The 20,508-nt window shown below is 66.2% G+C and carries 22 protein-coding genes; 15 read left to right on the forward strand and 7 right to left on the reverse strand.

The window, feature by feature from the left end; translation table 11 throughout:
• Positions 1 to 207: 207 nt before the first annotated feature.
• The 3 genes from GSQ76_RS11685 to GSQ76_RS11695 all read right to left on the reverse strand — a co-directional run bounded on the left by GSQ76_RS11685 (position 208) and on the right by GSQ76_RS11695 (position 2,511).
• Positions 208 to 456, reverse strand: a complete 249-nt coding sequence (locus GSQ76_RS11685) for a DUF3297 family protein (RefSeq protein WP_158744120.1) — start codon at positions 454 to 456, stop codon at positions 208 to 210.
• Positions 457 to 545: 89 nt separating this feature from the next.
• Entirely contained in the window at positions 546 to 1,274 is a 729-nt protein-coding gene (locus tag GSQ76_RS11690) for a TSUP family transporter (RefSeq protein ID WP_158744091.1), read from the reverse strand.
• A 13-nt stretch (positions 1,275 to 1,287) separates the two neighbouring features.
• A complete protein-coding gene (locus GSQ76_RS11695; RefSeq protein WP_158744092.1) occupies positions 1,288 to 2,511 on the reverse strand; it encodes an MFS transporter in 1,224 nt (407 codons plus the stop codon).
• Between the two features lie 152 nt (positions 2,512 to 2,663).
• Here GSQ76_RS11695 and GSQ76_RS11700 point away from each other — a divergent pair, with 152 nt between their 5' ends.
• Genes GSQ76_RS11700 through GSQ76_RS11710 form a run of 3 tightly spaced genes read left to right on the forward strand, consistent with a single transcriptional unit; the run spans position 2,664 to position 5,181 of the window.
• Entirely contained in the window at positions 2,664 to 3,980 is a 1,317-nt protein-coding gene (locus GSQ76_RS11700; RefSeq protein WP_158744093.1) for an ABC transporter substrate-binding protein, read from the forward strand.
• Between the two features lie 32 nt (positions 3,981 to 4,012).
• Positions 4,013 to 4,591, forward strand: coding sequence for a thiamine pyrophosphate-binding protein (locus GSQ76_RS11705; RefSeq protein WP_158744094.1), 579 nt, complete (start codon positions 4,013 to 4,015; stop codon positions 4,589 to 4,591).
• Complete coding sequence (locus tag GSQ76_RS11710; RefSeq protein WP_158744095.1) at positions 4,591 to 5,181, forward strand: thiamine pyrophosphate-dependent enzyme; 591 nt, start codon at positions 4,591 to 4,593, stop codon at positions 5,179 to 5,181. Before GSQ76_RS11705 ends, GSQ76_RS11710 begins: the two co-directional genes overlap by 1 nt.
• A 6-nt stretch (positions 5,182 to 5,187) precedes the next feature.
• Here GSQ76_RS11710 and GSQ76_RS11715 read toward each other — a convergent pair whose 3' ends face one another.
• Positions 5,188 to 5,820, reverse strand: coding sequence for an isochorismatase family protein (locus tag GSQ76_RS11715; protein WP_158744096.1), 633 nt, complete (start codon positions 5,818 to 5,820; stop codon positions 5,188 to 5,190).
• A 131-nt stretch (positions 5,821 to 5,951) separates the two neighbouring features.
• Between GSQ76_RS11715 and GSQ76_RS11720 the strand changes: the two genes are divergently transcribed.
• From GSQ76_RS11720 to GSQ76_RS11730, 3 genes are read left to right on the forward strand one after another with little or no spacing between them, the layout of a single operon-like run.
• Positions 5,952 to 6,140: a hypothetical protein gene (locus GSQ76_RS11720; protein WP_158744097.1), complete on the forward strand. Its 189-nt coding sequence runs from the start codon at positions 5,952 to 5,954 to the stop codon at positions 6,138 to 6,140.
• Positions 6,137 to 7,531, forward strand: coding sequence for an amidase (locus GSQ76_RS11725; protein ID WP_158744098.1), 1,395 nt, complete (start codon positions 6,137 to 6,139; stop codon positions 7,529 to 7,531). Before GSQ76_RS11720 ends, GSQ76_RS11725 begins: the two co-directional genes overlap by 4 nt.
• A 22-nt stretch (positions 7,532 to 7,553) precedes the next feature.
• Positions 7,554 to 8,954 (forward strand): amidase, encoded by a 1,401-nt coding sequence (locus GSQ76_RS11730; RefSeq protein ID WP_158744099.1) that lies wholly within the window; start codon positions 7,554 to 7,556, stop codon positions 8,952 to 8,954.
• A 39-nt stretch (positions 8,955 to 8,993) separates the two neighbouring features.
• Here the strand turns inward: GSQ76_RS11730 and GSQ76_RS11735 are convergent, their stop codons facing one another.
• Positions 8,994 to 10,586 (reverse strand): ABC transporter substrate-binding protein, encoded by a 1,593-nt coding sequence (locus tag GSQ76_RS11735; protein ID WP_216851010.1) that lies wholly within the window; start codon positions 10,584 to 10,586, stop codon positions 8,994 to 8,996.
• Positions 10,587 to 10,801: 215 nt separating this feature from the next.
• Between GSQ76_RS11735 and GSQ76_RS11740 the strand changes: the two genes are divergently transcribed.
• Genes GSQ76_RS11740 through GSQ76_RS11780 form a run of 9 tightly spaced genes read left to right on the forward strand, consistent with a single transcriptional unit; the run spans position 10,802 to position 18,088 of the window.
• Positions 10,802 to 11,740 (forward strand): ABC transporter permease, encoded by a 939-nt coding sequence (locus tag GSQ76_RS11740; protein WP_158744101.1) that lies wholly within the window; start codon positions 10,802 to 10,804, stop codon positions 11,738 to 11,740.
• A complete protein-coding gene (locus GSQ76_RS11745; protein ID WP_254070367.1) occupies positions 11,740 to 12,651 on the forward strand; it encodes an ABC transporter permease in 912 nt (303 codons plus the stop codon). Before GSQ76_RS11740 ends, GSQ76_RS11745 begins: the two co-directional genes overlap by 1 nt.
• A gap of 16 nt (positions 12,652 to 12,667) precedes the next feature.
• Positions 12,668 to 13,723, forward strand: coding sequence for an ABC transporter ATP-binding protein (locus GSQ76_RS11750; RefSeq protein ID WP_254070368.1), 1,056 nt, complete (start codon positions 12,668 to 12,670; stop codon positions 13,721 to 13,723).
• Entirely contained in the window at positions 13,716 to 14,711 is a 996-nt protein-coding gene (locus GSQ76_RS11755) for an ABC transporter ATP-binding protein (protein WP_158744103.1), read from the forward strand. The genes GSQ76_RS11750 and GSQ76_RS11755 overlap by 8 nt, the downstream gene beginning before the upstream one ends.
• Positions 14,712 to 14,727: 16 nt before the next feature.
• On the forward strand, positions 14,728 to 14,907 hold the full coding sequence (locus tag GSQ76_RS11760) for a hypothetical protein (RefSeq protein ID WP_158744104.1): 180 nt from the start codon (positions 14,728 to 14,730) through the stop codon (positions 14,905 to 14,907).
• Complete coding sequence (locus tag GSQ76_RS11765) at positions 14,904 to 16,313, forward strand: amidase (RefSeq protein ID WP_158744105.1); 1,410 nt, start codon at positions 14,904 to 14,906, stop codon at positions 16,311 to 16,313. The genes GSQ76_RS11760 and GSQ76_RS11765 overlap by 4 nt, the downstream gene beginning before the upstream one ends.
• The gene (locus GSQ76_RS11770; protein WP_158744106.1) at positions 16,313 to 16,492 is read left to right on the forward strand and encodes a hypothetical protein; all 180 of its coding nucleotides are present in this window, start codon (positions 16,313 to 16,315) and stop codon (positions 16,490 to 16,492) included. Before GSQ76_RS11765 ends, GSQ76_RS11770 begins: the two co-directional genes overlap by 1 nt.
• Position 16,493: 1 nt before the next feature.
• Positions 16,494 to 16,703, forward strand: coding sequence for a hypothetical protein (locus tag GSQ76_RS11775; RefSeq protein ID WP_158744107.1), 210 nt, complete (start codon positions 16,494 to 16,496; stop codon positions 16,701 to 16,703).
• Positions 16,700 to 18,088 (forward strand): amidase, encoded by a 1,389-nt coding sequence (locus GSQ76_RS11780; RefSeq protein WP_158744108.1) that lies wholly within the window; start codon positions 16,700 to 16,702, stop codon positions 18,086 to 18,088. Before GSQ76_RS11775 ends, GSQ76_RS11780 begins: the two co-directional genes overlap by 4 nt.
• Positions 18,089 to 18,193: 105 nt before the next feature.
• Here GSQ76_RS11780 and GSQ76_RS11785 read toward each other — a convergent pair whose 3' ends face one another.
• Together GSQ76_RS11785 and GSQ76_RS11790 are read right to left on the reverse strand one after the other, a co-directional pair.
• Positions 18,194 to 18,877 carry an SIMPL domain-containing protein gene (locus GSQ76_RS11785; RefSeq protein ID WP_158744109.1) on the reverse strand — a complete coding sequence of 228 codons (684 nt, stop codon included), beginning with the start codon at positions 18,875 to 18,877 and terminating at the stop codon, positions 18,194 to 18,196.
• 144 nt (positions 18,878 to 19,021) lie between these two features.
• The gene (locus tag GSQ76_RS11790; RefSeq protein ID WP_158744110.1) at positions 19,022 to 20,470 is read right to left on the reverse strand and encodes an amidohydrolase family protein; all 1,449 of its coding nucleotides are present in this window, start codon (positions 20,468 to 20,470) and stop codon (positions 19,022 to 19,024) included.
• Positions 20,471 to 20,508: the final 38 nt, after the last annotated feature.

Here is a 20,508-nt window from a genome sequence, read left to right on the forward strand (position 1 = left end):
GCGTGTTCACCACTGCCCGGCCCCGCCACGGGGTTTCGAGAACACCATGACGGGGGATCGGGAACGCCAGGGCGCGGGGAATCGGGAACGAAGAATCGGGGAAAGGCGAACGGCGACTCCACGTAAGCCCATCAAGCCATTGGGTAATCCCAGCCCCTAACTCTCTAACAGACTCTAGAGTCTAACGTTCTAACGAGCCCCGGGCTCTCAGGCAGCAGCCACATCACGAAAATACGGCTCAACCGTGCCACTGAGTTTCATGGTCAGCGGGTTGCCCTTGCGATCCAGCGTCTTGCCAACGGCAACGCGAACCCAGCCTTCGCTGACGCAATACTCTTCGACCGTCGTCTTCTCGGCACCGTTGAACCGGATGCCGATGCCGCGCTCCAGCAATGTAGCATCGTAATGCGAGCTCGCCGGGTTGGTGGACAGGCGATCGGGTGGGGTTTCGGACATAGGGGAAGCTTTCGATGGATAGGGCCAGACAGAATAGCCCTCCAGATGCGATTGATCCACCGATGCACCGGTAACCATCCTGAATGCCTTCACCACAGCAACAGCACGCCCTTCATGACAGTCGCGATCGCACCCCCCAGGGCAAGCGCGAACACAGCCTGCCGGGCACGGTGGACCGGGATGCGGCGCGCGCCGAAATGCCCGGCGCACAACCCGACGGCCAGGGCGGCCAAGATGATCACGGCGTCCATCGTTGCCAGGCTCGGCAACCCCTTCGCAACGATCGACCCGCTGTTGACGATGCCGAAATACAGCTGCATCGACGCCACGAAGGCCGTGTGCTCCCACGCGATGCCAACGGCATAGAGCGTAATGGCCGGGCCGCCGACGCCCGCAGTCACGTTCATGAACCCGCTCAGCCCGCCAGCCGCGATGGCGCCGGCCCACCCGGTGAAGACGCGGGTGCGGCGCAGCCAGGGGACCGCGAGCAAGGCGGCCATCACCACCAGGCCAATACCGATCATCAGCGGCGCTGCCGGCGTGTACAGCGCCACCTGCCGTCCGATCGGCACCAGGCACAGCGCTGGAATCGCCAGCAACAGGACCCGCTTGACCTGGATCTTGCGCCAGGTCTGCGCCATCACCAGCAGGTTGGTTGTCAGGTTCAGGACGTTGACCAGCAGCACACCCTGGACCGGCCCGATGGCCAGCACCAGCAGCGGGGCGCTGACCAGGGCAAACCCAAGTCCGGTGACACGCTGGGTTGCCGCTCCCATGGCGACGAACGTGGCAACCGCGCAGAGCTGTAACGGGTCCATCTGCTACGATCGCCTAGGGCGCTGCAGGCGCCGTCCTGCGGCCGCGTAATTCCAGCCCCAACAGACCCAGCAACATCAGCCCCAGCACCACCCCGGTCGACGTCGTGGCGGTCCAGCCACCCTGATGATACGTGACGCTGCCCAGCAACGACCCAATGGCGCCGCCGATGAAGTTGGCCGTCATGTACAGGGCGTTCACCCGGCCGCGGATCGCGGGGGAGGTGCCGAACACCGTGCGCCGGCTGACCACCGAATTGGTCTGCACCGCCGCATCCAGGCATACCGCCATCACCACCAGCCACACCATCATGGCCGCATTGGCCGCCCAGCCCAGGCCGCCGAAGGCCAGCGCCACCACGATCATCGCACCCGCCGTCGCCCCCAATTCCCACCCGCGATCGGCCAGCCGCCCAGCCAGCGGCGCCACGAACGCCCCGCCGGCGCCCGCCAGCGCAAACATTCCGATCTGGTACTGGCTCAGGCCAAACCGGTCCGCCAGCATCAGCGGGGCCGCAGTCCAGAACATGTTGAACGCGGCGAACATCAGCGCCGCATACGCCGACCGCCAGCACAACGCCGGCATCCGCGGCGGAAGCATGACCATCGAGCTAATGATCTGGCCGTAATGCATCCCCCCCGCAGGACGATAGCGCGGCATCTTGCGCGCCAACAGCAACGCCACCGCCGACACCATGCAGGCGGACGTCCAGAACACCGCACGCCAGCCGAACGAGGCGGAGATGAACAGCGAAACCGGCCGCGCCAGCATGATCGCCGTCAGCACCGCCGCCATGATGTTGCCCACCACGCGCCCGCGCCGCGCCTCCGGAATAAGGTGGGCGGCGAAGGGCAGCAGCACCTGCGCCCCGGTGGCGCAAACTCCGATGAGGAACGAGGCGACGAAAAACGCCACGGCACTGCCCGAAGTCGCCAGGGCGACCAGGCACAGCACCGTCAGCCCCATCAGCGTCAGCACCAGCCGCTTGTTCTCGAACAGATCGGACGCCGGCACCAACAGAAACAACCCCGTCCCATAGCCGATCTGCGCCACGCTCACGATCGACCCGGCGAACCCGGAGGACACCCCCAACTCCTGCCCGATCGAGGCGATGAGCGGCTGGGCATAATACAAATTGGCCACCAGCACGCCCACGCCAACGGCCAGGATGGTGAGCAGCGCCGCCGAGGCCTCCGGCACCGGAACCGGGCTGGCTTGTGTGTCCACCACCTCACTCATGCGCACCCTCAATTCCCGGCTCACGTGACAGGGGTGAATAGAGCCGTCTTCGCGGTTGCGGCAAATCGCCACCATGATCCTCGATCATTGCCGCCGGCTCCGCGTCCGCTTAGGCTCCCACGCAAAGACACAATAACGATGGGAAACGAACGATGCTGAATCGCCGCACGCTGTTGACCGGCACTGCTGCCTTGCTGGCAGCCCCGGCCATTGTCGAATCGGTCGGCGCCCAGGCGGCCTTCGACTGGAAGCAGGCGAAAGGCACCTCGCTGGACGTCAACCTGACCAAGAGCCCGCGCGCCGACGTCCTGCAGGCAAACCAGAAGAAGTTCGAGGAGATGACCGGCATCCGCGTCTCGTCGGAGGCGATCCCGGAACAGCAGCAGCGCCCGAAAGTCGCGCTGTCGCTCACCTCCGGCCGGCCGGATTTCGACGTGGTCAACATCGCGATGCACGTGCAGAAGCGCCTGGTCGAGAAGGGCGCGTGGATGATGGATCTGCGCCCGCTGATCGCCGACGCCACCATGACATCGCCCGACCTGGACATGGCCGATTTCAGCGCCCCCACCATGCATGCCTCCACCGGCGCGGACGGCAAGATCAACGCGCTGCCCCTGAACCAGGATCTGTTCATCCTGTATTGGAACAAGGAGCTGTTCGCCCGCGCCGGGCTGTCGGCGCCCCCGGCGACGTATGACCAGCTGCTGGCCTACGCGGAGAAGACGACGGACAAGGCGGCCGGCAATTACGGCTGGGTCGGTCGGGGCCTGCGCAATGCCAACGTGGTGCTATACGACCACATGCTGCTGGGCTGGGACCAGGAGACGATCACCCCGGACGGCCACACCCTGCTGCTGGACACGCCAGCCGCGCTGGAGGCTGCCAAGCTGTACCAGACGTTGATGACGCGCTACGCCCCTCCAGGTTCGATCGGCTTCAACTGGAACGAATGCCAGACCACGTTCAGCCAGGGCCGCGCCGCGATGTGGATCGATGGGGTTGGCTATGCCGCCCCCTTGCTGGACAAGACCAAGAGCCGCGTGTCGGACAAGGTCGGGTTCGCCGCCACACCCGCCGGGCCGAAGGGCCGCTATGCCGCCGCCTTCACCGACGCGATCGGCATTCCGGAGGCGACGCGCAACAAGAAGGCGGCCTGGCTCTACACCCAGTGGGCCACCGGCAAGACGGTGATGCCGGAAATGCTGCGCACCGGCAGCGGCACGCCACCCCGCGCCAGCGCCTACACCAACCCGATCAGCCGCACCGGCGGTTTCCCGGATGATTGGTTCGACGCCACGCTCACCAGCCTCAAGATCTCCCGCTCCGGCCTGCCGGAAATCGTGCCGGTGACGGAGTTCCGCGACACGCTCGGCATCGGGTTGAGCAACATCATCGGCGGCGGCGATCCGAAGACCGAACTGACGCGTGCGATGGACTCGTTCAAGCCCATCCTCGCCAAGGCCTCGTAGCCGACCCCGCCACGCAATCGGAGCAGCCACAGATGGACTTGCCTACAAGCGACCAATCGCCCAGCGATCAATTGCCAAGAGATCGATCGACGGCACCAACCTGGCCGGACGACATCTTCGCCTGCCTCAAGGCGTTCGAGGTCAAGCAGGTCTGCTACGTGCCGGACGCCGGGCATTCGCGTCTGATCAAGCGTGCCCATGCGGACCCGGCGATGATCGCAACCGTGCTGACCACGGAGGAGGAGGGCATCGCCCTATCCGCCGGGGCGTGGCTGGGCGGCGACCGCGCCGTGCTGCTGATGCAGTCCAGCGGCGTCGGCAATTGCATCAACATGCTGTCGCTGATGACGGTGTGCCGGTTCCCCCTGCTGACGCTGGTGACGATGCGGGGTGAGTGGGCGGAGTTCAACCCGTGGCAGGTGCCGATGGGCCGCGGCACACCCGGCGTGTTGCAGCACATGGGCGTCACCGTGATGCGGATCGACGCGGCGGAGGAAGCGAGCGAAACCGTGAGCGCCGCGGCGTCCCTGGCCTACGACGGCGATCAGCAAGTGGCGGTCTTGATCTCGCAGAAGGTCATCGGGCGCAAGCAGTGGTTGGGGGCCAAGTGATGTCGCAATTCGGAACGCTGGACCGGCGGGAAACGGTAGCGGTCTTGCTGGCGGATCGGGGCGAGTTGTTGGTCGTGTGCGGCCTTGGCTCGCCGACCTACGACGTCTTCGCGGCCGGCGATCATGACGCCAATTTCTACCTGTGGGGCGCCATGGGCGGCGCGGCGCTGATCGGGCTGGGCCTGGCGCTGGCGCAACCGAACCGCCCGGTCGCGGTCGTCACCGGCGATGGTGAGGCGCTGATGGGCGTCGGCGGCCTTTTGACCATCGCCGTGAAGCGGCCACCCAATCTATCCATCGTCGTGCTGGATAATGGGCATTTTGGCGAAACCGGCATGCAGATGAGCCATAGCGGCCATGGCGTGGACCTGGCTGCAATCGCCACCAGCGCCGGGTTCGGCGCCGTGAGCACGGTCACCGAACGGCACGAATTGGCGGCGACGCGGACGATGCTGCACGACACCACGACTGGCCCACGCCTGGTGCGCGTGCGGATCGCGCCCGGCGAAACCCCACGCGCTCTGCCAGCGCGCGACGGCGTGTACCTGAAGAACCGGTTCCGCCAGTCGCTGGGCTACGCGGTGTCCTGATCTAAATCACGTATTGGGCCGGGGCAGGGCGGCGATGTGGTCCAGGCAGATTTGCAGATCGACCACGTCGGCATAGCGGCGGCCCACGTCGCGGAGATTGGCGATGTGCGGCCCTTCCTCCACGTCGCCGACGCAATCCTCCGGCACGATGACGCGGAAGCCGTAACTGAACGCGTCGATCACGCTGGCCCGCACGCAGCCCGAGGTGGTGCAGCCGGTGACGATCACCGTGTCGACCTCCTGCTTGACGAAAATCGGCGCGGCCGGCGTGTGAAAGAAGATCGACGGGCCGGCCTTGCATAGCACGACGTCGTACTCGGGATCATAGATGCGCGGGTCCAGCTTCGCGGCGTCCGACCCATGGCGCAGCGTCTCCAGCACGGGCGGGATCTTCCAATGCGGCGCGTCCGCCACGCCGTGATAGGCCGTGTAGCAACTGACCACGGGCAGCTTGGCCGCCCGCGCCGCCTTCAGCAGGATCGCGGTATTCTGCACCGCACGATCGGTCAGCGCCGAGCCACCGAGAGCGAAACGGGCATCGGTGAAGGCGAGCTGGAAATCCACCACCGCGATCCCGACGCGCTTGCCGAAGCCGATCCCTAATTCCCCATAACCACGCCGGGCGTAATCGTCGTCCATGTCACCCTCGGTCTGTCTGCGCAATAGGCCAGCAAGCGTCATGCCATTTGTCGCAGTGCAGCACGTCCGCTCTTGTCCGGACAATCATTTTGCGGAACTGTGTTGCAGCGCATCATGATGGAGGCTGCTGGATGGCTAGCGATGACGAGGATTGGGTGGGCATGGCGCGTCGCGCCGGGCTGCATCTGGCGCTGGAGCAGTTTCCCGGCGATGTTGCCGTCGCGTTCGGCAATGCCGTTGCAGCGATGGCCGATATCGTGCCACCGCCCGACCTCCGGGCCGAACCGTGGCCACCCATGCGCCCGGTGCCCGTCAGGTGAGCGATCCCGCATGGATGGGCGTTGCCGAGATTGGCAAAGCCTACGCCGATAAAACCTTGTCGCCGGTCGAATTGGTGCAGGCCCTGTTTGCCCGCATCGATCGCCTGGACCCGCAGATCAACGCGTTCATCCTGCCCGATCGGGAAGCCGCTTTGGCTGCCGCCCGGCAGGCCGAGGCGGAGATCATGGCCGGTCGCAGCCGAGGCCCGCTGCACGGCATACCGGTGGGCGTGAAGGACATCATCGATGTCGCTGGGCTGCCGACCACGTGCCATTCCAAGATCCTGGCGGGCAACATCGCCGCTGCGGACGCCCATGTGGTGGCGTTGCTACGCCGCGCCGGCGCCATCGTGATGGGTAAGCTCTCGACATGGGAGTTCGCCATCGGCGGCCCGTCATTCGATCTGCCGTCCCCACCCGCGCGCAATCCCTGGAACCCCGCCCACCATCCCGGCGGCTCGTCCTCCGGCTCCGGCGCCGGGCTGGCCGCGGGGATGTTCCCGCTGGCCCTGGGCACCGACACGGGCGGCTCGGTCCGCAATCCCGCCAGCGCATGCGGCATCGTGGGGCTGAAGCCAACCTACGGTCTGGTATCCCGCCGCGGCGTGTTCCCACTATCGTTCACGATGGACCACGTGGGGCCGATGGCGCGCACGGCCGCGGATGCGGCGGCGATGCTGGCGATCATCGCCGGCTACGACCCGGCGGATCCCGGCAGCGTCGCCGGGCCAGTTCAGCCGGTCACCGGGCTCGATCGCGGCGTGAAGGGCTTGCGCGTCGGATACGTGCGGAGTTTCCATGAATCGGACATGATCGCCGATCCGGAAGTGGCCGCCGGTCTCGATGGCGTGGCCGCCGCGCTGGCCGGGCAGGGGGCGGACATCCGCACCGTGACCTTGCCGCATCTGCGCGAATTCATCGCCGTCAACCGCACCATCCAATATTGCGAGGCCTTCGCCATCCACGGCAAATGGCTGCGCGAGCGCCCGGGCGATTACGCCACCGCCACCCGTCAGCGCCTGATGACCGGCGCCTTCATCGGCGGCGCCGACTACGTGCAGGCGCAACGCCACCGCCTGGCGCTGATCACCGCCGTCAACACCGTCTTCCAGGACGTCGACGTATTGCTGTGCGCCAGCGCCATGGACCCGGCCTGCGTCATCGACGATCAGGACGCCATCGGCCACACGTTCAGCCGGCAGGCGCGCATGCCGTTCAACGTCACCGGCCACCCAGCGCTCGCCATGATGTCGGGCCTGTCCCAATCGGGCCTGCCGCTATCCGTGCAGTTCGTAGGCCCCGCCTATGCCGACGCTCGCCTGCTGCAAGTCGCCGCGGCGTACGAGCAGATCGCCCCCTGGCGCGACATGCGCCCCAGCCTTGCCGCCTGACCCAGCCAGAAAGGCAACCCGAATGTCCGACGCACTGCATTTCCTGACCATCGCCGAAGCATCCCGGCTGATCCAATCGCGCAAACTCTCGCCGGTGGAACTGACCCAGGCCTTTCTCACCCGCATCGCCGCCATCGACCCGGCGTTGCACAGCTACATCCTGGTCCTGGGCGAAACCGCCCTGGCCGAGGCGCGGCAGGCGGAGGCGGAGATCATGGCCGGTCGCTACATCGGCCCACTACACGGCATCCCGATCGCGCTGAAGGACATCTATTGCACCGCCGGCATCACCACCACCGCGCACTCCGCACTGTATGCCAACTACGTGCCGCAAACCGACGCCACCACGGTGCGCCTGCTACGCCAGGCCGGCGCCATCGTGCTGGGCAAGGCCGCAACGTGGGAATTCGCCATCGGCGGCTCCTCCTTCGACCTACCCTGGCCACCCGCGCGCAACCCCTGGGATCTGGAGCGCGACCCCTCCGGCTCCTCCAGCGGATCCGGCGCTGCTGTGGCGGCTGGGCTGTGCATGGGCGCGATGGGGTCGGACACCGGCGGCTCCATCCGCGGCCCGGCTGCATGGTGCGGCATCGCCGGGCACAAGCCGACCTACGGCCTGGTGAGCCGGCGCGGCGTGCTGCCGCTATCCTACTCGCTGGATCACGCCGGCCCGATGTGTTGGACGGCCGAGGATTGCGCGCTGATGATGTCGGTGCTGGCCCAGCACGACCCGCAGGACCCGGCCAGCGCCAATGTGACGGTGCCGGATTTCACCACCGGGTTCGGCGGCGGCTTGGCCGGCGTGCGCATCGGCGTGGTGCGGCACTTCTTCGAAACGGACGCACCTGCCGAGCCCGAAATATTGGCCGCCACCGAACAGACGCTCGCCGCCTTCCGCGATCTCGGCGCGGTGGTCAGCGACGTCACGCTCTCGCCGTTCTCGTTCTATGACGGCATTGCCACCATCATCTCCCGGTCGGAGGCATTCTCCATCCACAAAGACACGCTCACCGCCAGCCCGGAAAAATACGGCGCGTACGGCCGGCAGCGGCTGATGGCGGGGGCGTTCTTCAGCGGCACCGATTATGTGAACGCGCAACGGCATCGTGCCAAGGCGATCGCCGATCTGGCGGTGACGATGCAGGATGTGGATCTGCTGGTCTTCCCCTCCGCCCGCCGCACCGCCGATACCTTGGGCACGAATGGCATGGCGGCGAAGGCGGCGCCTTTTTACAACCGCCCGTTCAACCTCACAGGCAGCCCGGCGGTTTCGGTCTGCAATGGCTATTCCGAAACCGGCATGCCGTTCGGCTTCCAGATCGGCGGCCGCCCGTTCGAGGATGACCTGGTACTTCGCGCGGGCGACGCGGTGGAGCGGACGTTGGGCACGCGCACCCGGCGGCCGACACTCGCGGCCGCCTGAACGCAAGGCGTCGGGGGAAGCCGCGCTCCCCCCGACGAACTAGGCGACTGTCACCTGGGTGAAGTCCTGATACCAGGACTGTGCCGGATGGAAGTTTTGCACCTTTTTGCTGAGCCCGCGCGGGTTCAGGTCGTGCACGATGAACAGCCACGGCGCCTCGTCCACGATGATCGCATGTGCCTGCGCCAGCAGCTTGGTCTGCTCCGCCGGGTCGAACGTCGCCTGGGCGGTCTTCAGCAGCTTGTCCGCCTCGGGGCTGCTCCAATGGCCCCAGTTCCAGTTGACCGGAGACCAGCTATCCGTCGAATAGTAGCGGAACATCGAGGACGGGTCGGTGTAGCTGAGGCTGCAATTCACCCCATCCACCCCGTGTGACTGCGTCGAGCCAGGGTCGCTGCGGACGGCCACCAGCATAGTGCCCCATTCCACCACGTCGAAATCGACGTCCATGCCGACGGCCTGGAAGTTCTGCTGCATGAACTCGTTCATCGGAATCGGCACCATCTGGCCAGAGCCGGATGTGGAGATCATGATCTTCACCTTGGGGCGCTTGTCCGGACCGTAGCCCGCTTCCTTCAGCAGCGCGCGCGCCTTGTCCGGGTCGTGCTTGTAGTTGTTCTTCGGCGTCCCAAACACCGGATGGCCCGGCGGATACAGCCCGACCGCCGGCTTGGCAGTCCCGTTCAGCAGGGCGCACAGCCCCTCCCGATCGATCGCGTAGTTCGCCGCCTGGCGCACGCGCACGTCGTGGAAGGCCGATTTTTCCGTCGTGTTCAGAATATACGGGTAAGTGTGCGGATACGGCCACAGGCTGACGTTGAATCCAGCGGCCTTCAGCGACGGAATGGCGTCGGGCGGCGGCACCTCGATCCAATCCACCTGGCCCGAACGCAGGGCGGCGAGGCGGGTCGTGGCTTCCGGCATCGGGTAGACCGTCATCTTGTCCACCTTGGGGATGCGCTTCTTGTCCCAATAATCCTCGTTCCGGGTCATCTCGCAATATTGCCCAGCCACCACGCGGGTAATCTTGAACGGCCCGGTGCCAACCGGCGCCTTGGCGAAATTCGGCCAGCTCTTGCCGACTTTTTCCCACTGCGTCGGGCTCACGATCAGCACGCGGGTCAGCAAATACGGGAAGAAGCTGAACGGATATTTGGTGGTGATGGCGATGGTCGAATCATCGACCTTCTCCCACTTGTCGAACATCGACACGACGGCGCTGACGATCGGGGCGGCCGGCGCATCGAACTGCGGGGACTTGCTGTCCCAAATCCGGGCGAGATTCCAGCTGATCGCATCCGCCGTCAAATCCGTTCCATCATGGAACTTGACGCCGCTGCGCACGGTGAACAGCCAGCGCTTATTGTCCTTCTCGTCGATCTTCCAGGACGAGAACAGCCCGGGCGTGTCTTCCGCCGTCTGGTCGGTATGGACGAAGTCCCAGTTCACCAGCGCGTCATAGGGCGGGTAGCCAAGGAAACGGTAGCCCTCGCCACCATTGTTCGGGATGCCGGTGACGGTGGGCAGATCGGACGCTGTCATCGCGATGCGCAAATTCTGTATCGGCGCCGCGCTGGCAGCCGGCCCGAATGGGGCTGCCGCGGCGGCAGCGCCCGCGATGGTCGTCGTCATCAGATCGCGCCGGGAGATCATGTCGCAGAACCTCGTTGATTTGGAATGCCCAGGTTTTCACCATGGATGTTGCCGCAGTCTGACCATTCGATGAACGAATCAGCAAGTGCTAATTGTTCGGACAATCCTCGCTGGACAGGCTGGGCGTTTATGAGGCAGATTTCACATGCTGCACTGCAGCGGTTCGGTATGCAATTTCCGTGGAGGCGCCTCGCGTGCTCCTGTTCAGCCTTCGCCGACTGATGCTCGCCATCCCCACATTGCTGGGCGTGTCGCTGGTCGTGTTCGGCCTGGTGCACATCGCCCCCGGCAACCCGATCGACATGTTGATGCCGCCCGAGGCGTCACCGGAAGCCATCGCGCAGATGAAGATCGCGTATGGCTTCGATAAGCCACTGTATATTCAATATTTCCTTTGGCTAGGCCACGCCGCGGTCGGGCAATTTGGTCTGTCGGTCTTCAACGCGACCCCGGTGTGGGACCAGTTGGTGGTTGCGCTGGGCAATACGGTTCAGCTCGCATTGCTCGCGGCATTCTTCGGGTTCGGGTTCGGAATCGTGCTCGGGCTGCTCTCCGCCGCGTATTACGGCAAATGGCCGGACAAGCTGTTTTCCGCCATCACCACCGCCGGCGTCAGCCTGCCGCATTATTGGTGCGCGATCGTTCTGGTGATGTTGTGCGCCGTGCTGCACGACTGGTTACCGGCGCAGGGCATGGGTGATGATTCGCTGCCGTTCTACGAGCGGTTGCAATACATGATCCTGCCGGTTGTGACCCTGATGCTGATCCCGATGGGCGTGATCGGCCGTCTGGTGCGGGCCCGCGTGCTGGACATCATCAGCCAGGATTTCGTTGGTGCGCTCAGCGCGAAGGGGCTGACCCGCTGGCCGGTGCTACGCCACATCATCAAGAACGCGGCCCCGCCGGTTCTGGCGCTGATGGGGCTGCAATTCGGCTACCTGCTCGGCGGTTCGATCTTGATCGAAACGGTGTTCAACTGGCCCGGCTCCGGTAATTTGCTGAACCTGGCAATCTTCCGCCGGGATATTCCGGTGCTGCAGGCGACGATCCTGGTGTTGGCGACATTCTTCGTGCTGCTGAACCTCGCCGTCGACGTGATCCAGGCCGCCATCGATCCGCGGATCCGCCGCTAATGGCCTCGGACACCACGATGGCCCAGCCCGGCACGCTGGCCGCACCCGCCGCCGCGTTCATCGCCCCGGCCGGCTATTGGAAACTGGTGCGCCGGCGCCTGCTGCGGGACAAGACGACGCTGTTCGTGACCGCGATGCTGGTCGCCATCGTGTTCATCTCGCTGGCCGCGCCATGGGTCACCAGCTACGACCCATACCAGGGCAGCATCATGCTGCGGCTGAAGCCGATCGGCACGCCGGGCCACTGGCTTGGCACGGATGAAACCGGGCGCGATATCTGGACCCGGCTTTGCTATGGCGGCCGGTTGTCGTTGCTGGCAGGCGTCGTGCCCGTCGCGGTCTCATTGGTGGTCGGCAGCTTCCTGGGCATCGTCGCCGGGTTCGTCGGCGGCCGCATCGGCACGCTCATCATGCGCACGATGGACGTGTTCTACGCCTTCCCCTCCATCCTGCTGGCGGTGGCGATTTGCGGCTTGTTGGGCAACGGGCTCACCAACTCCATCATCGCGCTGGCCGTGGTGTTCATCCCGCCGATGGTGCGCATCGCCGAAACCGTCACGGCGCAAACCCGCCAACTGGACTTCGTGGAGGCGGCGAGGGCAGGCGGCACCTCCACCATGCAGATCATCCGCCACCACATCCTCAGCAACGTGCTGGGCACGATCCTGGTCTACGCGACCAGCCTGATCAGCCTGTCCATCATCCTGTCCGCCGGGTTGAGCTTCCTTGGGCTGGGGGTCACGCCGCCGCAGGCGGAATGGGGCCTGATGCTGAACTCTCTGCGCCAGGCGATTTATGTGCAGCCTTATGTCGCCGCGCTGCCGGGTCTGCTGATTTTCGTGACATCCATGTGCTTCAACCTGATGAGCGACGGGTTGCGGGGTGCCATGGACGTGCGGCTGAACCGGTAGGGGCGGGGGAATGCGAATGGCCAAGACTGGAGCACTCGACCCGCGCGACCGCGGTGGCAAGGCGCAACCGCTGCTGACGGTGCAGAACCTGCGCAAGCATTTCCCGGTGCGGGGTGGCGTGCTGAACCGTGTGAAGGCGACCGTGCACGCGGTGGACGACGTCAGCTTCTCCGTCCGCAAGGGCGAGACGCTGGGCATCGTCGGGGAAAGCGGCTGCGGCAAGTCCACCACCGCCCGGCTGCTGATGCAGTTGATCGCCCCAGACGAGGGCACGTTGATTTTCGACGGCGACGAAGTCGGCGCGACCGGCGGCATCTCCGTCGCGGCGATGCGACGGCAGATGCAGATGGTGTTCCAGGACAGCTATTCGTCGCTGAACCCACGCATGACCATGGTCGACAGCATCGCCTACGCACCGCACATGCACGGCGTGCCGAAGCGCCGCGCGTACGAGGAGGCCGAGAGCCTTCTGGCCCAGGTGGGATTGAACCCGCAGCAACACGCCAGACGCTACCCGCACGAAATGTCCGGCGGCCAGCGCCAGCGCGTGAACATCGCCCGGGCACTCGCGCTGGAACCGCGCCTGGTGATCCTGGACGAAGCGGTGTCCGCCCTAGACAAATCCGTCGAGGCGCAGGTGCTGAACCTGCTGCGGGAGCTGAAGGCGCGCTTCGACCTGACCTACATCTTCATCAGCCACGACCTGAACGTGGTGGAGTATGTGTCGGACCGGGTGATGGTGATGTATCTGGGGCAGGTGGTGGAAAGCGGCCCGGTGGAGGCGATCTACCGCCAGCCCCGCCATCCCTACACACGCGCGCTGCTGGCGTCCAAGCCGTCGATGGATCCGGACAAGCGCACCACGGCGATGCCGCTGACGGGCGACCCGCCAAACCCGATCGATCCACCCTCCGGCTGTCGTTTCCGCACGCGGTGCAGTTACGCCCGGGATATCTGCGCTGCCGCCATTCCACCCTTGGCGCCACCGATGGTGGATGACGGGCCGGCCGAACATCTGGTGGCCTGCGTCGTGCCGGAGGCGCAGGAAGGCCGGGTGCTCACCCATGCTTGACGCGGCAAACACCGTTGCCGCCATGGAGGTGCGCGACCTGACCGTCCGCTTCCGCACCGACGAGGCGGACGTGGCGGCAGTGAACGGCATTTCCTTCGCACTGGCGCCTGGCGAGACGCTCACGATCCTGGGCGAATCCGGCTCCGGCAAAAGCGTCAGCCTGAAGGCGCTAATGGGATTGCTTCCGCGCCAGGCGACGATCACCGGCAAGGTGCTGCTGAAGGGCACGGAAATCCTCAGCCTGCCGCCCTCTCAATTGGCCAAGCTGCGCGGCGGCGCCGTGTCGATGATATTCCAGGAGCCAATGGCGGCCCTGGACCCGGTCTACACCATCGGCGAACAGATCGCCGAGACGGTGGTCCAGCACGAGGGCGTCAGCCACCGCGCGGCGATGAAGCGAGCGCTGGAGATGATGGAGCACGTGCGCATCCCCTCCGCCGCACGTCGGTTGAAAAACTACCCGCACGAGATGTCCGGCGGCATGCGCCAGCGTGCGATGATCGCGCTGGCGCTAGCGTGTTCCCCCAGCGTGCTGCTGGCGGACGAGCCGACCACCGCGCTCGACGTCACGGTGCAAATCCAGATCCTGCTTCTCCTGCGCCAGTTGCAGGAGGAAATGGGCATGGCCGTGGTGTTCGTGACCCACGACGTGGGGGTCGCCGCCGAAATCTCCGACCGGGTGGCGGTGATGTATGCCGGGCGATTCGTGGAAACCGGCAGCGCCCGCGATGTCCTGCGCAGTGCCCGGCATCCCTACACCGCCGGGCTGCTGTCCTCCACCGTGCAGGGTGTGATGCGCGGCAAGGTGCTGGAGACGATCCCCGGCAGCCCGCCCAGCCTGGCGCATCTGCCGCCAGGGTGCGCGTTTGCGCCGCGCTGCAGCCATGTGGCGCCCGTCTGCGTGCAATCGCAGCCGCCAGTGCTGGTGCCGCATCCCGGCGCCATGGTCCGGTGCATCCAGGACAAACCCTTGCACCTACCCGTATGATCTTAGGAGAATCCGATTGACCCGTGCGGAATTCGACGCTGCCATAGCGCGCAAGAAATTGCCGCTGACCGCCGAGTCCAAGGACGAAATCTTCGGCGCCGTCGACAAGCTGGAGGCGATGATCGCCCTGGTCACCAAGCCCCGCCCACGTGAGGACGAACCCGCGCTGATCTTCGTGCCGGGCAGCCCGGTATGAACGCGCCGCTGAGCATCGCCGCCGCCGCCAAGGCGATTGCAGCCAAGACCCTGTCCCCCGTGGAACTGACGCAGGATTGCCTGGCCCGCGTGCGCGCGCTCGACCCGGCGTTGCACAGCTTCCTGCTGGTAACCGAAGACCGCGCCATGGCCGACGCCCGCGCCGCGGAAGCGCGGGTGATGAAGGGCGCCAGCCTCGGCAAGCTCGACGGCATCCCGATCGGGCACAAGGATATCTACAAGACCGCGGGCATTCGCACGACCGCGCATTCCCGCCTGTTGGAAACCAACGTGCCGGAGGCCGATGCCACCAGCGTCAAGCTGTTGGCTGAGGCCGGCACGGTGATGATGGGTAAGCTCGCCACCCACGAATTCGCCTTCGGCGGCCCGTCGCATGACCTGCCCTGGCCCGCCGTGCGCAACCCTTGGAATACCGAGCATTTCACCGCCGGCAGCAGCAGCGGCACCGGCGCCGCCGTCGCGGCCGGTTTGATCATGGGTGGCACCGGGTCCGACACCGGCGGCTCCATCCGCGGCCCGGCGGCGCTATGCGGGATTGCCGGCATCAAGCCGACCTACGGCCTCATCAGCCGCGCCGGAATCCTGCCGCTGGCCTACACGCTGGACCACGCCGGCCCGATGGCGTGGACGGTGGAGGATTGCGCCATCATGCTGCAGGCCATGGCCGGCCCGGATGCCGCCGACCCGGCGGGCGCCAACCAGCCGATCCCGGACTACACGGCGACGTTGAACAAGGGCGTGAAGGGCCTGCGCATCGGCGTCATCCGGCACTTCTACGAAACCGACCTCCGCGCCAGCCCGGCCACGATTGCCGCCATCGATGACGCGGTGGACGTGCTGCAAGGGCTCGGCGCCATCATCACCGACGTGACGCTCTCGCCGCTGATGGAATACCACGCCTGCGGCTTCCTCATCATGATCGCCGAGGCCTACACGCTGCACGAACCCTGGCTCACCACCCGCTTCTACGAATACGGCGAAATGTTCCGCGACCGCGTGGCGCTGGGCAGCCTGATCAGCGCGCAGGACTACGTGCAGGCGCTACGCCGCCGGCGCGAGCTTTGCCGGGAGATGGCGGTGGCGATGGCCGATCTGGACGTGGTCATCACCGCTTCCGCACCCGGTGAGGCGCCGCTCATCACGCAAGTGCCGAAATGGGGCATGTTCGAGATGCCCAACTTCACGATCCCGTTCAACGTCACCGGCATCCCCGCGATGTCGGTCTGCACCGGCTATGGCGCGGGTGGGCTGCCGCTGTCGATGCAGGTCGCGGGCAAGCCGTTCGACGAGGCGATGGTGTTCCGCGTCGGCCACGCCTACGAACAGGCGACGCAATGGCGGGATCGCCGCCCGGCGATGACCCTACAGACCGAAGGAGTTGCATGATGGACGAGGCTGCGATCACTGCCCGGCTCGACGCGCTGGGGCTGCGGCTGGCGCCGTCCGAACGGCCCGCTTTCGCGGTTCTCATCGCCGATATGGAATCGGCTTCCGCCATCGCGGCCCAACCGCTGCAGCCGGTGGAAGAACCGGCCGCCGTGCTGCGCCTGACGCCAGCGCGCTGATATGCCCGATCATACCGAGGCAGACATCGATGCCGACTTCGCCTCTGCCATGCGGCGGAGCGGCGTGACACTGGATGCGGATCGCTTGCCCGGCATGCGCGAATCCTACCTGCGCTATCTGGAGTTTGTACGGGTCCTGGATGAACCGCTTTCCTACACCGACGAGCCGGCCATTGCCCTGCACCTGCAACCCACGCTGGTGAAGGCATGACCCCGCCACCCGTCCCAGGCCTGGCCGAAGCGTCGCGGGAGATCGCTGCCGGGCACCTCTCCCCGGGCGATTTGCTGGACGCCACCCTCGCGCGCATCCAAGCGCTGGATCCGGCGCTGCACGCCTTCATCGAAATCACCGGCGACCGCGCCCGCACGGCGGCCCGCAAGGCGGAGCAGGAGATCCATGACGGCGTGGCGCGCGGCCCGCTGCATGGCATTCCCTACGGTTTGAAGGATCTCTACGACGCCGCCGGGCTGCGCACGACCTGCCATTCGCGGGTGCTGCTGCAGAACATGGCGATGACGGACTCGGACGCCACGACCAAGCTGGATGGCGCCGGCATGATGCTGATGGGCAAGCTGTCCACGCATGAATTCGCCATCGGCGCACCAAACCCGGACCTGCCATTTCCCTGCGCCTGCAACCCCTGGAATGTCGAGCATTTTGCCGGCGGCTCATCCTCCGGCTCCGGCGCCGCCGTGGCGTCCGGCATGTTGCCGCTGGCGATGGGCACGGATACCGGCGGCTCGATCCGCTTGCCGGCCGCCTACACCGGCATTGTCGGGCTGAAGCCGACCTACGGCCGGTTGAGCCGGTTCGGCGTGGTGCCACTGGCGTTCAGCATGGATCACGCCGGGCCGCTGACCCGCACGGTGGAGGATTGTGCGCTCGCCATGCAGGCACTGGCAGGGTACGACCCTCGCGACCCCGGATCGGCCGATATTCCCGTCCCGGACTACCTGGCGGAGTTGAAGGCCGGCGTAAAGGGCCTGCGCATCGGCTATGCCCGCGCGTTCAATGCCGAAGCTGGCGTGGATGCGGAGGAATCCGCCGCATTGGACGCAGCGGCGGAGGTTCTGCGCGGCCTGGGCGCGGAGGTGGAGGAGGTGGTTCTGCCATCCCGCGCCCGGTTCAACGCGGCTGGCTGGACAGTCATCCAATCCGAATCATTTGCCGTCCACGCGCGCGACTTGCGCACCCGCCCGCACGATTACGCCCGCACCACGCGGGAGCGGATTTTGCTGGGCGCCTTCGTCACCGGCCAGGAATACGTCCAGGCGCAACGGCTGCGCCGGGTGATCGCGCTGGAGGTGGACCGGCTGTTGCAGGACTATGACGCGCTGATCGTCGCCCCGTTCACGGGCGCCGCGCCAAAGCTGACCGCGGTCGAGCATACGCCGTTGCGCCGCGACCAGCCCCTGACGGTGCTTCAAAACGTGACCGGCCATCCCGCGCTGTGCCAGCCTTGCGGCATGTCGGCCAACGGGCTGCCACTATCGCTGCAACTGATGGGCCGCCAATTCGGCGAGGCCGGCCTGATGCGGATCGCTTACGCGTATGAGCAGGCGGCCGGCTGGCACGAGAAACGGCCACCGGTTTAGCTCAGCCCGTAACGCGGGAAGGGTGTTTATCACGCATCGACCCGTCCCGCCGCACGGCCTGCAAGTCGTGCGGCGGGACGGGTCGATTGGTATTGAAATAGCCGCCTACGGCTTCAGCACGTAGTCCGCCGAGACCGAGGCGGTCACATCCTCCTGTGACGCGGTGGCCTGCGGAGCGGGTGCGGCCATGCGGGCCATCGCCATGGCGGGAAAGGCCCGTGGCGGGACGGAGGTGCTGTCCAGCCGCACGTCTTGGATATGGTCTAGATGCAGCCCCAGCGCTTCCGCGGCCGATGCGGCGCGGGCTTGCAGCGACTTAAGCGCCTCCGTGGTCGCCTGCTCGTGCGCCTTGCGCCGCAATGCCGGCGACACCTCCCAGTCCAGCGACCCGGCAGCCAGCCCCTGTTGCTGCAGCTTGCCCACCAGGTCCAACAGCGCCGGGCCCTCGCTGCTGCGGAGTTCCAGCGTCTGCTGTGCCGTCCAGCCGGTGCGCTTGTCGTCCAGCGGGCCGACGGAGTAGCCGACGGCGCGGGCCTCGACCCCGGCGACGGCGGTGGACGTGCTCATGCCGGTCGCGATCATGCTGTTGACGAGGCGCTGCGCCGCGGCTGGGGAGCGTGCGGTGTTCAGCGCCAGCATGTCCGCCACCAACTGGTCCGGCGTCACCTGCACCGTGCCGGTGGCGGAGAGGTGCAGCAGCATCGGCGCGGGCGCCGTTTGCGCCATCGCCACCTGGCTGCACAGCATGCCGCCGATGATCGCCGCCACTGTCCATGTCGATTGCGTCATGCCTATTCCCCTGCCCGTAGCGACATCAGAGTTGGCCGCCTCTGTGGTAGGATGATGGCGAAGACCCGGTCTATGCTGCGCCGCCAAACTGGAAATCCCGTTAATGGCGGGAAAGATATTGCGCGCCCTACGATAGGGCGCGCCTTACCGGTTGCGGGTAATCAACCGCCCCGGCTTCTCCCCTGTCACCTTCCCCGCGGCGAAGGTGGACACGCCGTTGGCCCAAACCTCCTCGATTCCTTCGGACATCAGCGTCGATTCCTCGAACGTCGCCTTGTCGATGACGGTCGCCGGGTCGAACAACACCAGATCGGCGAACGCACCCGGGCGGATCGCGCCGCGGTCGAGCATGCCGTACACGGCGGCCGTGCGCCCCGTCATCTTGTGCACAGCGGTTTCCAGATCCAGCAGCCCAAGCTGGCGCGTGTACAGCCCCAGCACGCGCGGGAAGGTGCCCCATAGGCGCGGATGCGGCACCGTGTCGTGCGGCAACCCGTCCGACCCAATCATCGACAACGGATGGCGCATGATGCGGCGCACGTCCTCCTCGTCCATCTGGAACGTCATCGCCCCGGCGGGGAGCAGCTTGGTGGCGGCAGTGTGCTGGTCGGTGTTCCAGCGGCGCGCGACCTCGCTCAAATCCTTGCCGGCCATTTCCGGGAACGGCACCGACCAGGTGATCACCGTGCGCAAATCCGGCCGCAGCGTCTCCGGCCGCAGCACCGTCGACCCGGCGGGATACGGATACATGTCGAACGCCACGTCTTGCATGCTGGCCGCCGCCTCGATCAACGCCAGCGTCTGCACCGACCGCCCGTAATTCTCCGGCAGCGAGCATTTGTGGTGGCTGATCACCACCGGCAGGCCCAGCCGGTTGCCGATCTTCACCGTCTCCTCGATGGAGGCGCAAACCTGGTCGGCCTCGTTGCGCATGTGGGTCACGTAGATCCCGTCCCGCGCCTTCATCCCCTCCGCCACTGCAATCACCTCGGCCGTCGGCGCATGCGAATTCAGCCCGTAATACAACCCGGTGGAAAAGCCGGACGCACCCTCCGCCATCGACTGCTTCACGCGCAGCCGCATCGTCTCGATCTCGGAGTCCTTGGCTGGGCGGTACACGTCGCCATCCATCGCCTGCACGCGCAGCGTCTGGTGGCCGACCAGGGCGTAGGTATTCACCTCGCACCCACGCTTGCGCAACTCGTTCGCATAGTCGCCAAAACTGTCGAAGGTCCACCAGCTCTCGTCACCCAGCAGATCCAGCGGCGGCGGCGGCCGCGTCGTCATGCGCGCCGGTGACAAACTCACCCCGCAATTGCCCACCACCACGCTGGTGACACCCTGGCTGATCTTGCACGTCATGCAGGACGGCCCGCACAGCACGGCGCGATCGTCATGCGTGTGCGCGTCGATGAAGCCGGGTGCGATCACCTTGCCCGTGCCGATCACCTCGCGGTCCGCACTAGACCCGCCTAAATCGCCCACGCCGACGATACGGTCCCCTGCGACGCCCACATCCCCGATGGTACGCGGCGCACCGCTACCGTCGATGATCGTGGCGTCACGGATAATCAGGTCGCACCGAAGGGACATCGCAGCAGGTCTCCGTCTACAGAATTCGGCGGGGACAA

Origin of the sequence: Acidisphaera sp. L21 (genome assembly GCF_009765685.1) — a bacterium.
Classification (GTDB): Bacteria; Pseudomonadota; Alphaproteobacteria; order Acetobacterales; family Acetobacteraceae; genus LMUY01.

Excerpts from the sequence above, each read along its gene's own strand:
- GSQ76_RS11685 (WP_158744120.1), bottom strand. The coding sequence starts at position 456 with ATGTCCGAAACCCCACCCGATCGCCTGTCCACCAACCCGGCGAGCTCG.
- GSQ76_RS11690 (WP_158744091.1), bottom strand. The coding sequence starts at position 1,274 with ATGGACCCGTTACAGCTCTGCGCGGTTGCCACGTTCGTCGCCATGGGA.
- GSQ76_RS11695 (WP_158744092.1), bottom strand. The coding sequence starts at position 2,511 with ATGAGTGAGGTGGTGGACACACAAGCCAGCCCGGTTCCGGTGCCGGAG.
- GSQ76_RS11700 (WP_158744093.1), top strand. The coding sequence starts at position 2,664 with ATGCTGAATCGCCGCACGCTGTTGACCGGCACTGCTGCCTTGCTGGCA.
- GSQ76_RS11705 (WP_158744094.1), top strand. The coding sequence starts at position 4,013 with ATGGACTTGCCTACAAGCGACCAATCGCCCAGCGATCAATTGCCAAGA.
- GSQ76_RS11710 (WP_158744095.1), top strand. The coding sequence starts at position 4,591 with ATGTCGCAATTCGGAACGCTGGACCGGCGGGAAACGGTAGCGGTCTTG.
- GSQ76_RS11715 (WP_158744096.1), bottom strand. The coding sequence starts at position 5,820 with ATGGACGACGATTACGCCCGGCGTGGTTATGGGGAATTAGGGATCGGC.
- GSQ76_RS11720 (WP_158744097.1), top strand. The coding sequence starts at position 5,952 with ATGGCTAGCGATGACGAGGATTGGGTGGGCATGGCGCGTCGCGCCGGG.
- GSQ76_RS11730 (WP_158744099.1), top strand. The coding sequence starts at position 7,554 with ATGTCCGACGCACTGCATTTCCTGACCATCGCCGAAGCATCCCGGCTG.
- GSQ76_RS11735 (WP_216851010.1), bottom strand. The coding sequence starts at position 10,586 with ATGACGACGACCATCGCGGGCGCTGCCGCCGCGGCAGCCCCATTCGGG.
- GSQ76_RS11745 (WP_254070367.1), top strand. The coding sequence starts at position 11,740 with ATGGCCTCGGACACCACGATGGCCCAGCCCGGCACGCTGGCCGCACCC.
- GSQ76_RS11750 (WP_254070368.1), top strand. The coding sequence starts at position 12,668 with ATGGCCAAGACTGGAGCACTCGACCCGCGCGACCGCGGTGGCAAGGCG.
- GSQ76_RS11755 (WP_158744103.1), top strand. The coding sequence starts at position 13,716 with ATGCTTGACGCGGCAAACACCGTTGCCGCCATGGAGGTGCGCGACCTG.
- GSQ76_RS11765 (WP_158744105.1), top strand. The coding sequence starts at position 14,904 with ATGAACGCGCCGCTGAGCATCGCCGCCGCCGCCAAGGCGATTGCAGCC.
- GSQ76_RS11770 (WP_158744106.1), top strand. The coding sequence starts at position 16,313 with ATGGACGAGGCTGCGATCACTGCCCGGCTCGACGCGCTGGGGCTGCGG.
- GSQ76_RS11775 (WP_158744107.1), top strand. The coding sequence starts at position 16,494 with ATGCCCGATCATACCGAGGCAGACATCGATGCCGACTTCGCCTCTGCC.
- GSQ76_RS11780 (WP_158744108.1), top strand. The coding sequence starts at position 16,700 with ATGACCCCGCCACCCGTCCCAGGCCTGGCCGAAGCGTCGCGGGAGATC.
- GSQ76_RS11785 (WP_158744109.1), bottom strand. The coding sequence starts at position 18,877 with ATGACGCAATCGACATGGACAGTGGCGGCGATCATCGGCGGCATGCTG.
- GSQ76_RS11790 (WP_158744110.1), bottom strand. The coding sequence starts at position 20,470 with ATGTCCCTTCGGTGCGACCTGATTATCCGTGACGCCACGATCATCGAC.